Source organism: Klebsiella sp. X1-16S-Nf21 (assembly GCF_002837615.1).
GTDB classification, from domain to species: Bacteria; Pseudomonadota; Gammaproteobacteria; order Enterobacterales; family Enterobacteriaceae; genus Klebsiella; species Klebsiella variicola.
The window spans coordinates 15,372-28,482 of sequence record NZ_PJDK01000070.1 but is presented as its reverse complement, the minus strand read 5'-3'; the positions used below and the strand labels follow the sequence as shown (position 1 = coordinate 28,482).

Sequence of the window (13,111 nt, the reverse complement as noted above, 5' to 3'; positions counted from 1 at the left end):
ACAATATTTTATAAACATCCTCCAATGAAACATCCTCATACCCTTCGCTTTCTCAATAATATTAAATACTGAAGAGAGGGTGAAAAAAGAGTCGATCATGCTCCATGTAATACAGCGGTCGTCTTACCGGGCAAACATCAACCTGGGCGTACTGGTCGCGCTACACAGCGATGGCAGTTCAGCAACAACACCACATGGCATGTTTTACATAAATCATCATTATATTCATGCAGTTATAAAAACAACGTCACGTGCGCCTTGATCCATCAGCACATTCAATAATACTGTATATAAAAACAGTATTCGAGGATCGATACCATGCAGTTTACTCGGCCAACTGAGATTTCGCCCCCACTCATGCTCCCCCTCTTCTCCGAGAGGGTGCCCTGCGGATTTCCCAGCCCCGCTCAGGATTATGTTGAGGACAGGCTGGATCTCAATAAATTATTGATAAAACATCCGAGTGCTACCTACTTCATCAAAGTCAGCGGAGAGTCTATGCGTGATGCCGGCATCAGTGATGGAGACCTTTTAGTGGTTGACCGCTCACTGTCTGCCGTACATGGTGATATCGTCATTGCGGCTATCGCAGGTGAATTCACCGTGAAAGAACTTCGCACTCATCCTTTTTTACAGCTAGTGCCGCACAATCGCGATTACGCTTCCATTTCGTTTCATAATGCCGAAGAGTTAGAAATATTTGGCGTGGTCATTTTTAGCATTAAAGCGCATAAATAATTATGTTTGCCCTCGTCGATGTCAATAATTTCTATACTTCTTGTGAAACGGTTTTTCGCCCTGATTTAAAGGGGAAGCCTATTGTGGTCGTGTCCAATAACGATGGCTGCATTATTTCTCGCTCTGCCGAAGCAAAATCCCTCGGTATAAAAAATGGCGAACCTTTCTTTAAAATAAAAAATAACCCTTATTATTCCAGTGTTCATTTTTTCAGTTCTAACTATGCGCTTTATGCCGACCTCAGTGACCGTGTTATGCAAACGCTCACGGCAATGTCTCCATCAATAGAAATCTACTCCATCGATGAAGCCTTTATTAATTTATCCGGAGTAATGAATTGCGTCCCCTTATCCACCTTCGGCCATGAAATAAGAACTAACGTATTGAAAAATACTGGCTTAACGGTGGGCGTAGGTATTGCGCAAACCAAGACATTAGCCAAGCTCGCTAACCATGCCGCCAAGACATGGCGCGGCACGGGCGGCGTTGTCGACTTATCCAATATTGTGCGCCAACGCAGGCTACTCGCCCTTGTCCCTGTTGAAGAGGTCTGGGGCGTTGGGCGAAAAATGAGTAAAAAACTTAATTTAATGGGTATTAATACCGCTCTGGATCTGGCAGAAAGCTCATTATGGGTCATAAAAAAGCACTTCAATGTGGTGCTGGAAAGGACCGTTCGCGAACTGCGTGGTGAGCCATGTTTTGAGCTACAAGAATTTTCCCCAACAAAACAACAGATTATTTGTAGTCGCTCTTTTGGCAACCGGGTAACGCAGTATTCAGATATGCATCAAGCCATTTGCGCCTATGCTGAGCGAGCAGCAGAAAAATTACGCAGTGAGCATCAATTTTGCCGCTTCGTTAGCGTATTTGTCCGGACGAGTCCGCACGCCGTTAATGAAACATATTATGGCAACCAAGCGTCAATGAAGCTATTAACGCCGTCTAATGATACCCGTGACATTATAAATTGTGCCACAAACTGCCTGCAGAGAATTTGGATTGATGGTTATCGATATATGAAAGCCGGTGTTATGCTTGCTGATTTCTTCAGTAATGGCATAGCGCAGCTAAACTTATTTGACGATAACGCTCCGCGCAAAAATAGTGCTGCGTTAATGGATGTTATCGACCAATTAAATCAATCCGGGAAAGGAAAGGTCTGGTTTGCCGGTCAGGGGATCGAAAAATCCTGGGCGATGAAGCGTGAAATGCTTTCCCCGGCTTACACCACCCGATATTCAGACCTGCCCGTCGCGAAATGAATGTACGCAGGTAATGACATCGCTTCGGGTGAAGGTCACTGCGTTTACCAGGCCTACGCAATCAGCGATAACGCCTTTGCAGCGCGGAAATCCCCTCCGCTCGTCAGTGAGGCCTGCCTGACCGCCGGCGGACGAGGTGCTGCTTTTGCGCGCAGCCCTCTCCCGCACGAGGTTGCGGATGAGCAGCACCGCGGCATTCGCTTGACACTGTACATTAATACAGTAAAACTATCGCCCGCGATCAGCATACAGAGGACAGAAGATGTTTGTGGAACTGATTTATGACAAGCGCAATTTTGCCGGGCTGCCGGGTGCCAGAGAGGCCATTCTTAACGAACTGACCAAACGCATGCAGCGCATTTTCCCGGAAGCGGAAGTGCGGGTGAAGCCGATGATGACGCTTCCGGCGATCAACACCGACGCCAGCAAGCATGAAAAAGAGCTGATCAGCCGTACGGTGCAGGAGATGTTTGAAGAAGCGGATATGTGGCTCACTGAAGAGTGATGCCGCCCGTCGTTGGCGGTGGCCATCTCTTTAAGAGCTTTCCCGGATGTGTCAGAGCTGCGGGCAACAGTACAATAGCGGCGGTTGCAGACTGGCAATGCAACCTTCGCTCACCTGCAGGCTCTTGCATACGGCCAGCAGGTGAGCCCTACCAGCCTCCCCTCATCGCCCTCACAGCGTCTCCGGTAGCGCCGCTATAATTCTATCCACCAGCTCGCGATGCTGATGGACCTTCCCGCATTTAACAATGATCTGCCTGGCGTTGTCATAGCCCGGGGCCCACAGCCGGTTATTGAGCAGAACGTCCTTATAGACCGCGATCAGCGGTTTGTTCCACGCCGCCGCCATATGCACCACCGAGGTGTCCGGAGAGATAATCAGCTCCGCCTGGGCAATCAGCGCCATCGCATGGTGCAGCGTGTTAAACGGATTAATCACCACCTCCGGCGGCAGCGAGATGCGGATCTCACGCCGGTGATCGAGCAGAATAACCGCCAGCCCCGGATGGCGAGCCCGCAGCTTGTCGAGCAGTTCGGCCAGCTGCGTCTGGGAGAGACTCCGGTCGGCATGGCCGGCAAAAATATTAATCACTACCGCTTTTCCGCTCAGCGACGCCAGATACTGCGCCACCTCCTGCATAATCGGCCCGGGCACCGCCAGGTCGTAAGTGTCCAGAGCGCGGGTGTCCAGTTGGAGATAGTCGGCGATCAACGCGAACGTCTTCGTTACGTGCCAGCGCTGGCAGTCAAAATCAAAAGAGTGAGAGTAATGTTTAATCGATGGCCATTTATTAAACCCGAGTACTGATTTGGCTTTTATTTGTCGAAAAAGCCGCAGGCGATGCACGGGAATATCGAACAGCGAAGGGTCAATAATAATATCGTACTTATTATTAGCCAGTTCATTAATGACGTCGCGGGGAACGTTATGGTTAAATTTACGCAAAAAATCAGCGGAATTGACCGGCTCAGCTTCATAAATATGGCGGATCCGCGGGTTATAGCGCATCACCTGGCTGTTAGAGGTCGTCAGCAGAAAATCAACGATATAACCTGACTGATGCAGGCATTTTACCAGCGCGGAATCCACCACCACATCGCCGACCGCCCCCTCATTACGCATGAGTAAGACAGTTTTCGCGGACGACAAATCCACCGGCTGCCGGCGTCGGCGGTCCCAGAGCGCTTTCGCCACTCCCACCCGCAGGGCATTACGTACTTTCTTAGTAAAGTAATTCCGCCGTCTGTTGAGCTCCCTTATTTTATTAAACTTCTTGCGTGGGGAACCCTGCATGGTTGCATCGTGCATCATCCTAACCTCATTACGGCAATTATTAATATTCTGTGTCGTCCGATAGAGACTGAGCGAAATAAAAAAAGTTCGATTGAAAATGAAAATCATTCTTTTTTTTATTTACAAAACTCGTCTGCGCCTGCGAGATTGCACCACAGCACTGTGAAGCAATAATGAGCGAATGGTGAATTTCCCGGCCCACCGTTGGCAGGCTGACGCAACAGCGCTAAGCTGGCGGCTTGATGATGTCAGGAGGACGCTATGCTTGAAGCAGTAGAAGGTAATATCCACCAGCGCCTGTGCGCGCTGCTCGACGAACACCAGGCGCGCTACCGGGTGATGGCGCACGACGCGGTCGGCCAGTGCGAAGCCGTCTCGGCGATCCGCGGCACCGCGCTTGGCCAGGGCGCAAAAGCGCTAGTCTGTAAAGTAAAAGGAAACGGCGTCAACCAGCATGTGCTGGCGATCCTCGCCGCCGATCAGCAGGCCGATCTCGCCAGCCTGGCCCGGCATATCGGCGGCAGCAAAGCCTCGCTGGCCAGTCCGGCGGAAGTGGATGCCCTCACCGCCTGCGTGTTCGGCGCCATTCCCCCCTTCAGCTTCCATCCGGCGCTGCGGCTGGTGGCCGACCCGCTGCTGTTTGAGCGCTTTCCACAAATCGCCTTTAACGCCGGACGCCTGGACCGGTCGATCATTCTCGATACCGAGGATTATTTACATATCGCCCGACCGGAGATCGCGACCTTTCGCCGCCTTAGCTAACCGGGCATCCGCCCTGATTTTCGCCGCATGGCGTGAAAATCCTGTTTATTCACGCCACGATGCGTAGAGTAAGCGGGATATTTTTTGGCTTTCTTTTTTTGGCAAGGACCTCTGTACATGTTTGATACCACCCTGTTGATCCTGCTGGGTCTGGCGGCGCTCGGCTTTATCAGCCATAACACCACCGTAGCGATCTCTATCCTCGTGCTGATTATCGTGCGCGTTACACCGCTGAACACCTTCTTTCCCTGGATTGAGAAACAGGGGCTGACCGTCGGGATCATTATTTTAACCATCGGCGTGATGGCGCCTATCGCCAGCGGTACGCTGCCGCCCTCGACGCTGATCCACTCCTTTATGAACTGGAAATCACTGCTGGCGATTGCGGTCGGGGTGTTTGTTTCGTGGCTCGGCGGGCGCGGCGTAGCGCTGATGGGCACCCAGCCGCATCTGGTGGCCGGGCTGCTGGTCGGCACGGTACTCGGCGTCGCCCTGTTTCGCGGCGTCCCGGTCGGACCGCTGATTGCCGCCGGGATCATCTCATTGTTTATTGGGAAGTCGTAGCCAGGCTGCCGTGATAGCGGCCCGGCGTCTGTCCGAGTCCTTTTTTAAACATGGTGATGAAGGCGGTGGTGGAGTCATAGCCCAGCGCCTGAGCCGTTTGCTGCACCGTCTGCCCGCGGATCAGCAGCTGCAGCGCGAGGATCAGCTGCAGCTGATGGCGCCAGCGGCGAAAGCTCAGCCCCGTTTCGCGCACCACCAGGCGGGCCAGATTGCGCTCGCTCATCGCAAACACCGCCGCCCACTGGCTCAGGGTCTGCCAGCGCGCCGGATCCTCGGCCATCATCGTCACCATCTGACGAATTTTCGGGTGGTTTGATACCGGCAGCTGCAGGTGCTCCTGCGGCTGCCGGGGCAGCTCATCAAACAGAACCTGCACCAGCCGGGCCGTGGCAGGGGCGGCCAGCAACTCCCCGCCGCGTTCCGCCAGGGTGAGGATCAGCTCCCGCACCAGTGGGGAAATCTTTAACGTACAGCAGCGGTCCGGCATCGGCGCGGCGCCCGGCTCGATGAACAGGAAACACACCTGGGCGCCGGGGGTGGCGCGGTTACTGTGGGAAAGCTGTCCCGGGACCCACACCGCATACTGCGGCGGCACCATCCACATCGCGTTCTCCACCTCGCAGGTCAAGGCGCCGTGCAGGGCGAGGATCAGCTGCCCCTTACGGTGAGAATGCGCCGGAATATACTGCTCCGCCTCCACCACCTGAATACGAAAGGCAATGGCCGATTCGTGGCCACTGTCCGGTTCATAACCATCCAGACCCAGTCCGATCATCATGTTGTCCGATATTAGCGATAATCTGTCATTTTAGCTTGATTTAAACAGAGGACAAAGTCGCTATCGTAACCCCCTCGTTAGTTACCTTGAGAATGATATGTCTTCTGTGATCTCCTCTACCGGCCGCCGCCCCGCGCTGCTGATTGCCGGTATCTTGCTCATCGCCACTACCCTGCGCGTGGTCTTTACCGGCGCGGCGCCGCTGCTGGACGCGATTCGTAGCGACTATGGCCTGACCACCGCGCAGACCGGGCTACTCACTACCCTGCCGCTGCTGGCCTTTGGCCTTGTTTCGCCGCTGGCGGCAGGAGTTGCCCGCCGGTTCGGCATGGAACGCAGCCTGCTGCTGGCGATGCTGCTAATCTGCGCCGGCATTGCCCTGCGCTCCCTGCCCTCCGCTGCACTGCTGTTTATCGGCACGGCGGTGATCGGCTGCGGTATTGCGCTGGGCAATGTCCTGCTGCCCGGGCTGATTAAACGCGATTTCTCGCAGCATGTCGCGCGGATGACCGGCGCCTATTCCCTGACGATGGGCGGCGCGGCGGCGCTCGGCTCGGCGCTGGTGGTTCCCGTGGCAATGGCCGGATTCGGCTGGCGCGGCGCGCTGTTGCTGCTGATGGTCTTCCCGCTGCTGGCAATCCTCAGCTGGCTACCACAGTCCCGGCACCGGGCGGAGGCGCCATTGACCGGCTCAGGCGCCATGCATAATCGGGGGATCTGGCGGTCGGCGCTGGCCTGGCAGGTGACGCTGTTCCTCGGCATCAACTCGCTGGTCTATTACGTGATTATCGGCTGGCTGCCGTCGATTCTACAGAGTATGGGCTATAGCGAAGCGCAGGCCGGCTCGCTGCATGGCCTGCTGCAGCTGGCGACCGCCGCGCCAGGTCTGGCGATACCGTTGATCCTGCATCGGCTGCGCGACCAGCGTGGGATCGCGGTGCTGGTCGCCCTGATGTGCGCCATCAGCGCCGCCGGGCTGTGGCTGCTGCCAGGGCTGGCGATCGGCTGGACGCTGCTGTTCGGCTTTGGCTCCGGAGCTACCATGATCCTCGGCCTGACGTTTATCGGCCTGCGCGCCAGCTCGGCGCACCAGGCCGCGGCGCTGTCAGGGATGGCGCAGAGCGTCGGCTATCTGCTGGCCGCCTGCGGGCCGCCGCTGATGGGTAAGATCCACGATGCTAATGGCGACTGGCATATTCCGCTGCTGGCGGTGGCGCTGATTTCGCTGGTGATGGCGGTCTGCGGCGCCCTCGCCGGACGAGACCGGGAAATCCATTCCTGAAGATGACCGGCAGCGCCCGCTGCCGGTGGGTTTATTGTGCCGCGGCGCGAATCAGCGCCTGTACCAGCGGCGAGGGACGCCCATCCAGCGCGTGGCGTTCATGCTGGAACAACGTGGCGACAAAAAACGGATGCGTCACCAGCTCGACGGCGCGGATCTCACCCTCTTCATCCCAGCCGGTGACGCGCAGATCGCCCTGTTCCAGCTCACCGGCAAACGCGCTGTCCACCCCGTACCGGCAGTGGTAGCCCTCTTCAATGCTCTCCCGGCCATAGGCGCGGGCAATCAGCGTATTCGCCCGCAGCTCGACGACGGCGGAGGTCTCCACCAGCGAACAGCTAAGGGGAGCGATCACCATCCGCCCTTCGCTGTCAGTTTCCGCATGACCGGCATCCTGCCAGCCGAGCACGTTACGGGCGTATTCAATCACCGCGTGCTGAAAGCCGCCGCAGGTGCCGAGGAAAGGGATGCCGTTTTCGCGGGCATAGCGGATCGCAGTAAAGGCCCCCTGCGGATGACGATACGGGCTACCGGGAACGACCCAGACGGCATCGTACTCGGCCAGCGCCTCGCCGGAGACGATCGATGGGGTGGCGAGCCAGTCATATTTCACCGGCTGCTCCAGCACGGCGGCAGCATCGTCTATCGCCAGGGGAATGGCCTGATGGGCAACAATATCGGGGTGATAATCGCCGACGAGGGCGAGGCGTAAAGGGGTTTTCATAGCAGGTTCCTTATGTCTGGACGAGACGAGCAGCACAAGGCACGTCAGGATAGCGATCCCTCCAGTGGAACACAATCCTTATTTTCGCCCCACCGCCCCCGCCGGCGGGTAAGGTATACTGGAGCAAGCGTGAAAGGGAGAAAGGATGAAAAGTAAGCTTTTGGTCAGCGCCTGCCTGATGGGATTCCAGGTGCGGTATAACGGTAGCGAGAAGGCACAGCTGGCGGCGACGCTGTCCCGCTGGCAGCAGACGGGGCGGCTGGTGATCCACTGCCCGGAGCTGGCGGCCGGTCTGTCCACGCCCCGTCTGCCGGCGGAGATCGTCGGCGGCGCAGGCGGAGATGTCCTTGCCGGGCGGGCGCGGATCGTGGAAAGCGACGGCCGCGACGTCACGGGACATTACCAGCTGGCCGCCTGGCTGGCGCTCAGCGCCGCCCGGGAAGCGGGCTGTCAGGCAGCGTTACTCACCGATGGCAGCCCTACCTGCGGCAGCCAGTTTGTCTATGACGGCTCCTTTCGCGGACGACGCAAAGCGGGCGCCGGGGTCGCGGCCGATCTGCTGCGCGCTCACGGCATCACGGTATTTTCCGACGGGCAAATCCCGCAGTTGCTCGCCTGGATGGCACAGAGGGAGCAGGATGATGATTCAATGTAAACGGGTGTATGACCCGCAGGAAAGCAGCGACGGCTACCGGGTGCTGGTCGACCGTCTCTGGCCGCGGGGGATTAAAAAAGAGGCGCTGGCCTGTGATGAGTGGTGTAAGGCGTTAACGCCTTCCGCTGAGCTGCGAAAAGCCTTTCACGGCGAGGCGATCGATTTCGCCCACTTCAGCCAGCGCTATCGCCAGGAGCTCGACACCCATCGTGAAACGGGCCTGCGGCTGGCGGCGCTGGCGCAGCGCCAGCCGTTGACGCTGCTGTACGCTGCGAAGAACACCGAGCAGAATCATGCCCGGGTGTTGGCCGCCTGGCTGGCGGCCCTGCCGGTTACGATTTAGCCGGATGATCCCGGCGCCACAGCGCCCACTCGTCGAGGGTTTCGCCGCTGGGTAGTTTGCACTGGGTGCTAACGCCCTGCGGCGTTTGCACCGGCACCCGGGTACCGCCGGATTGCTGACAGTACACCGACGCGGGATTGGCCATGCCGATGGTTTTCGTCGGCGCGGTGGACTGCGGCTGGGCACAGCCGGCTAATACCAGTGGCAGAATAGCCAGTAACTTTTTCATCGTTCCTCCCTTTCCTGAATGCCCGGGGATTTTAGCCTGAATCTCCACGTTTTCTCCATCTTGCCTGCACTTTTCCCCCGTAGAGTAGCCCCTGTTCTCGAACTGACCAGAGAACAGATCATTCCATAATCAATGAGTTTTTCCCCGTCGCCCCCGACGGGGCTTTTTTTCCTGCCGCGTGGACAAGTATTCCCCAAACAGATGTGATAAATTTAAAAATATCACTGTTTATTCGACGCTGATGTCCGTTTGCAGCCCATTATGCTGGGGTGACGTTTGGCGTGCTGGAGCTGTATTATTCATGTCAGATTTTATTCTTGCCCGGGTGTCGCAAACCCTCGCTGCGGAACAGTCCCTGGAAACCCTGGTGCGCCAGCTGCTGGAGATGCTGGAGGCGGTGACCCGAATGGAGTCAACCTATCTTACCCGCATCGATATCAACGCCCAGCGGCAGCAGGTGATGTTCGCCCACAACAGCAGCGAAATGCAGATCCCGGAAGGATTCTCCGTCCCCTGGGATGAATCCCTGTGCAAACGCGCCCTTGAGGATCAGTGCACGTTTAGCAACGACGTGGCCCATCGCTGGCACTCCTGCATCGCCGCCCAGGAGCTGGGGATCGCCACCTTTTTAAGCATTCCCGTCCGCCTGGCCGACGGCTCTCTGTTCGGTACCCTCTGCGCCACCAGCCGACAGAAGCAACCTTATAATCTCGAAGGTGAACAGGTGATGGGCCTGTTCGCGAAGCTCATTTCCCACTACGTGGAAAAAGACACCCTGGTGCAACAGCTGCAGGCGGCTAACGTCGCACTGGAGCTGCACTCGTCGACCGATGAGCTCACCCAGCTTCCTAATCGCCGTGCGCTGTTTAAGCAGCTGGCGCTACGCTTTGCCGCCGCCCGCGCCCAGCAGCAGCAGGTCTCGCTGATTTTTATCGATCTCGACGGTTTCAAAGCCATTAACGATCGGTTCGGTCATCCGTGCGGCGACAGCTTCCTGGTGCAGGTCGGCGAACGACTCACCGCCGTCGCGCGCCGTGAGGATATCGTTGGTCGTCTTGGCGGCGATGAGTTTTTGATCGTCGGTAGCGCCCAGCAACCTGCCGCGCAGCAGGCGTATGTCACGATCCTGCGCCAGGCCCTGTGCGGCGTCTACTTCCTCGGCGAACAGCGTATCGACTATGAAGGAGCCAGCTTCGGGGTGATCATCTGCGATCCGCAGAGTATCGATGTTGAAGCGGCTTTACGCGCCGCCGATGAGGCGATGTACCAGGATAAGAAGTCCCGCCGTCAGGAGAATTTCATTCATATTGACTAAAGTACCGCGATATCCAGTATCATGCAGGGCATCATTCGTGGGTACAGGGACACTATCATGAAATTGGGTATTCTTTTCCCGGTGGCGATCTTTATCATCGCCGTCGTCTTTCTCGGCTGGTTTTTTGTCGGCGGCTATGCGGCGCCAGGTGGGGCATAATGAAAAAAAGCACCATTATTATGCTGGTTGTCGCCATCGTGGCGGTGGCCGGCAGCCAGTTCGGCTGGTGGTGATCGCGGCGGCGATATTGCGGAGTTATCCTATCCCATCAACAAGTTAACCCTTTACACTCACGTTATCCACCGCGGCATTCTCTGCCCCGGGGAAAGCAGAATAGCGGGAGAAGTAAGGGATGAAAAAACCGATCGTGTTACCGTTGATTATTGCGCTGTGCACGCTGTTATCGGGATGCATTATTGACGATGGGTACCACGCCCATCGCCATCACCACCATCATCACTATCATGACGATGATTAATCCTTCAGGCTGTTGATGAGCCGAAAAGACAGGGCGAACCGCGGTTCGCCCGTTGACGCTTAATCCTGGCGCTCATCGCCGAGGAAAATAAAGCCGAGAGGAATAGCGAAGAGCGCGGTAAAGACAATGCTGTAAACCGTCACCATCGCCCCCTGCAGGAAGAACATGGACGTCGTCCACTCTGAGTACGGCATATTGTACTCGCTCACCACGCCCCCGAAGGTCGCCCGCCCCACCACCGCCAGCGCGATAGCAAACACCGCCGCGAGCGACAGACAGTATTTTTTGCAGTTTTTATTGCTGAGGAGTTTTTGCAGAATCATCGGGGCTTCCTTTTTGCTGAGCGATAAACGGCTGTATATGTAACACCAATGCAATAAAAAATGAAGGGTTTTTGTTACAGGGCAGAATAAGAGACGGCGGGCCGGTCAGCGGGTAACCGGCCCGAGGGGATCAGGACTGCAGGGTAGCCAGGCGCGCGGCGAACCCAACGAAAACCAGACCAATCAGGCTGTTGCCAAGTTTGGCCAGCTTCTTGCGGGTTTTAACGTAGCGGGTGACAAACGAGCCGGAGAGGATCAAAAAGCTCATATAGCAGAAGCTAATCACCTCGAGGGTCAGCGCCAGAATAAAGAACGCCACGCCGGGCGCTTTGGCGTTGACATCGATAAACTGCACGAAAAACGACACATAGAACAGAATCGCTTTCGGATTGGTCAGACTCAGGGTCAGAGAGCGCTTGAGGATCGCGCTCGCCGGCTCCGCGCTGGCGTCGGCCTGGCCATCGCGCTGAGTCAGCACCGCGTAGAGCATTTTACCCCCCAGCCACAGCAGGTAGATCGCCCCGAGGTAGCGGACGACGTTAAACAGCACCGGCGTGGTCTTAATCAGCGTCGCCACGCCGGCAAAGGCCAGAAACATCAGCACCGCGTCGCCAATAAAGACGCCCGCCGCTGCCAGATAGCCTTTCTTCACGCCGTGGGCAATGCCCGTCTTCAGCACAAAAAACGTATTAGGGCCAGGAACGAGGATGATAAACACCGCCCCGACCAGGTAGGTCAAATAATTCAGAACACCAAACTCAGCGAACACTCTGCACTCCTTCGCGCACGACTAAAACATGATCCGGCTCACGTTACCCCAACTGTCGGGATTTTGAAAGCGCAGCCTGTGCTGGAAGGTTAATAGACGGAAGGTTCACCCAGCGGGCGGGTTTTAAAACGACGGTGCACCCACAGATACTGCTCGGGGGCACGCAAAATCTCGCGCTCGATCACCTTGTTGATATAGCCGGCAGCGATCTGCTTATCTTCACCCGGATAATCATTCATTACTTCGCTAATATGCAGGCTGTAGCCCTGGCGATCCAGCTTGCGCACCATACTGATACTCAGCATTTTCGCACCCGATAAACGAGACAGAACATAGGTGCCGTTGGTGGTCGCCGCCTGTGGGACAGAGAAAAACGGCGCAAACACGCTGCCCTTAGGACCGTAATCCTGGTCGGGAGCAAACCACACCGCTTCACCTGATTTTAAGGCATGCACCAGACCGGTCAGGTTGTTGCGATCGATCATCGCTTTGTTCGAACGCAGGCGACCACGGGTTTGCACCCACTCCATCAGCGGGCTGTTGTGCGGACGATAAGTGGCCATCATTGGACGGCACAGCCCCATCGCGCGCCCGCCCAGCTCCAGCGACATAAAGTGCACACCGACCACCATCACCCCTTTGCCGCCGCTAAGCGCATGATTAAGGTTGGCAAATCCTTCGACATCAAACCATTTTTTGACCCGCTCGTCGCTCCAGAACCAGGCCATGCCGGTTTCGATAAGCCCCATTCCCAGCGACATAAAGTTTTGATCGATCAGGGTCTCGCGCGCCGCCGGCGACATGTCCGGGAAGCAGAGCTCAATATTGCGCCGGGCGATATGTTCGCGGCGTTTGAGAAAGCGTCGGGAGAGGCGACCCGCGCTGGTGCCAATAAAATGCAGCAGCGGATAAGGCAGTTGCACGATTAACCAGAGGATGCCGAGCCCAAACCAGGTCAGCCAGTTGCGCGGGTGTAAAAGTTGTTTATTAAATACGCAGGCCATGATTTTTCCTGTAAACATTAATTATGTGGTAACGCTTAAGGAAAACAGAATCCATTTATCATCATTAGGCGGTACGTACAGCAA

General features: G+C 56.5%; 19 protein-coding genes and 1 pseudogene. 13 read left to right on the top strand and 7 right to left on the bottom strand.

The window, feature by feature from the left end; genetic code table 11:
- The first annotated feature begins 318 nt into the window (after window positions 1-318).
- The 3 genes from umuD to CW267_RS23985 all read left to right on the top strand — a co-directional run bounded on the left by umuD (window position 319) and on the right by CW267_RS23985 (window position 2,508).
- On the top strand, window positions 319-738 hold the full coding sequence (umuD, locus tag CW267_RS23995; RefSeq protein ID WP_008807676.1) for a translesion error-prone DNA polymerase V autoproteolytic subunit: 420 nt from the start codon (window positions 319-321) through the stop codon (window positions 736-738).
- A gap of 2 nt (window positions 739-740) precedes the next feature.
- Complete coding sequence (gene umuC, locus CW267_RS23990; RefSeq protein WP_012968510.1) at window positions 741-2,003, top strand: translesion error-prone DNA polymerase V subunit UmuC; 1,263 nt, start codon at window positions 741-743, stop codon at window positions 2,001-2,003.
- Between the two features lie 262 nt (window positions 2,004-2,265).
- A complete protein-coding gene (locus CW267_RS23985; protein WP_002901096.1) occupies window positions 2,266-2,508 on the top strand; it encodes a DinI family protein in 243 nt (80 codons plus the stop codon).
- Window positions 2,509-2,679: 171 nt separating this feature from the next.
- Here CW267_RS23985 and CW267_RS23980 read toward each other — a convergent pair whose 3' ends face one another.
- Window positions 2,680-3,816: a glycosyltransferase family 9 protein gene (locus CW267_RS23980; RefSeq protein WP_162822960.1), complete on the bottom strand. Its 1,137-nt coding sequence runs from the start codon at window positions 3,814-3,816 to the stop codon at window positions 2,680-2,682.
- Between CW267_RS23980 and CW267_RS31470 the strand changes: the two are divergent.
- From CW267_RS31470 to CW267_RS23970, 3 genes and pseudogenes are all read left to right on the top strand, one after another.
- Window positions 3,811-3,967 (top strand): annotated as a pseudogene (locus tag CW267_RS31470) (hypothetical protein). The gene CW267_RS23980 and the pseudogene CW267_RS31470 sit on opposite strands and share 6 nt — an antisense overlap.
- A 95-nt stretch (window positions 3,968-4,062) precedes the next feature.
- Window positions 4,063-4,563 (top strand): YbaK/prolyl-tRNA synthetase associated domain-containing protein, encoded by a 501-nt coding sequence (locus tag CW267_RS23975; protein WP_008807680.1) that lies wholly within the window; start codon window positions 4,063-4,065, stop codon window positions 4,561-4,563.
- Window positions 4,564-4,680: 117 nt separating this feature from the next.
- Window positions 4,681-5,127 carry a DUF441 domain-containing protein gene (locus CW267_RS23970; protein ID WP_008807681.1) on the top strand — a complete coding sequence of 149 codons (447 nt, stop codon included), beginning with the start codon at window positions 4,681-4,683 and terminating at the stop codon, window positions 5,125-5,127.
- Here CW267_RS23970 and CW267_RS23965 read toward each other — a convergent pair.
- Window positions 5,111-5,905, bottom strand: a complete 795-nt coding sequence (locus CW267_RS23965) for an AraC family transcriptional regulator (protein WP_008807682.1) — start codon at window positions 5,903-5,905, stop codon at window positions 5,111-5,113. The genes CW267_RS23970 and CW267_RS23965 overlap by 17 nt on opposite strands.
- 106 nt (window positions 5,906-6,011) lie before the next feature.
- Between CW267_RS23965 and CW267_RS23960 the strand changes: the two genes are divergently transcribed.
- Window positions 6,012-7,187 carry a CynX/NimT family MFS transporter gene (locus CW267_RS23960; RefSeq protein ID WP_162494479.1) on the top strand — a complete coding sequence of 392 codons (1,176 nt, stop codon included), beginning with the start codon at window positions 6,012-6,014 and terminating at the stop codon, window positions 7,185-7,187.
- A gap of 31 nt (window positions 7,188-7,218) precedes the next feature.
- Here the strand turns inward: CW267_RS23960 and CW267_RS23955 are convergent, their stop codons facing one another.
- Window positions 7,219-7,911 carry a CTP synthase gene (locus CW267_RS23955; protein WP_012968515.1) on the bottom strand — a complete coding sequence of 231 codons (693 nt, stop codon included), beginning with the start codon at window positions 7,909-7,911 and terminating at the stop codon, window positions 7,219-7,221.
- 145 nt (window positions 7,912-8,056) lie between these two features.
- Between CW267_RS23955 and CW267_RS23950 the strand changes: the two genes are divergently transcribed.
- Both CW267_RS23950 and CW267_RS23945 read left to right on the top strand, forming a co-directional pair.
- Entirely contained in the window at window positions 8,057-8,566 is a 510-nt protein-coding gene (locus tag CW267_RS23950) for a DUF523 domain-containing protein (RefSeq protein WP_012968516.1), read from the top strand.
- 4 nt (window positions 8,567-8,570) lie between these two features.
- Window positions 8,571-8,909 (top strand): DUF488 domain-containing protein, encoded by a 339-nt coding sequence (locus tag CW267_RS23945; RefSeq protein WP_162493323.1) that lies wholly within the window; start codon window positions 8,571-8,573, stop codon window positions 8,907-8,909.
- On the opposite strand, the gene CW267_RS23940 is transcribed toward CW267_RS23945, so the two are convergent.
- Window positions 8,899-9,138: a DUF333 domain-containing protein gene (locus CW267_RS23940; protein ID WP_008807687.1), complete on the bottom strand. Its 240-nt coding sequence runs from the start codon at window positions 9,136-9,138 to the stop codon at window positions 8,899-8,901. The two genes, CW267_RS23945 and CW267_RS23940, sit on opposite strands and share 11 nt — an antisense overlap.
- 301 nt (window positions 9,139-9,439) lie before the next feature.
- Between CW267_RS23940 and CW267_RS23935 the strand changes: the two genes are divergently transcribed.
- From CW267_RS23935 to CW267_RS23920, 4 genes are all read left to right on the top strand, one after another.
- Entirely contained in the window at window positions 9,440-10,453 is a 1,014-nt protein-coding gene (locus tag CW267_RS23935) for a sensor domain-containing diguanylate cyclase (RefSeq protein ID WP_032732792.1), read from the top strand.
- 57 nt (window positions 10,454-10,510) lie between these two features.
- Window positions 10,511-10,612: a YoaK family small membrane protein gene (locus tag CW267_RS23930; protein WP_004150782.1), complete on the top strand. Its 102-nt coding sequence runs from the start codon at window positions 10,511-10,513 to the stop codon at window positions 10,610-10,612.
- Window positions 10,612-10,686, top strand: a complete 75-nt coding sequence (gene yoaJ / locus CW267_RS31740) for a protein YoaJ (protein WP_004892898.1) — start codon at window positions 10,612-10,614, stop codon at window positions 10,684-10,686. Before CW267_RS23930 ends, yoaJ begins: the two co-directional genes overlap by 1 nt.
- 119 nt (window positions 10,687-10,805) lie before the next feature.
- A complete protein-coding gene (locus CW267_RS23920) occupies window positions 10,806-10,931 on the top strand; it encodes a hypothetical protein (protein ID WP_012542130.1) in 126 nt (41 codons plus the stop codon).
- Window positions 10,932-10,990: 59 nt separating this feature from the next.
- On the opposite strand, the gene CW267_RS23915 is transcribed toward CW267_RS23920, so the two are convergent.
- From CW267_RS23915 to lpxP, 3 genes are all read right to left on the bottom strand, one after another.
- Window positions 10,991-11,254, bottom strand: a complete 264-nt coding sequence (locus tag CW267_RS23915; protein WP_004203731.1) for a DUF2534 family protein — start codon at window positions 11,252-11,254, stop codon at window positions 10,991-10,993.
- Window positions 11,255-11,384: 130 nt separating this feature from the next.
- Window positions 11,385-12,023, bottom strand: a complete 639-nt coding sequence (leuE, locus tag CW267_RS23910) for a leucine efflux protein LeuE (protein WP_004203730.1) — start codon at window positions 12,021-12,023, stop codon at window positions 11,385-11,387.
- A gap of 89 nt (window positions 12,024-12,112) precedes the next feature.
- Entirely contained in the window at window positions 12,113-13,027 is a 915-nt protein-coding gene (gene lpxP, locus CW267_RS23905; RefSeq protein WP_008807690.1) for a kdo(2)-lipid IV(A) palmitoleoyltransferase, read from the bottom strand.
- Between the last annotated feature and the right edge of the window lie 84 nt (window positions 13,028-13,111).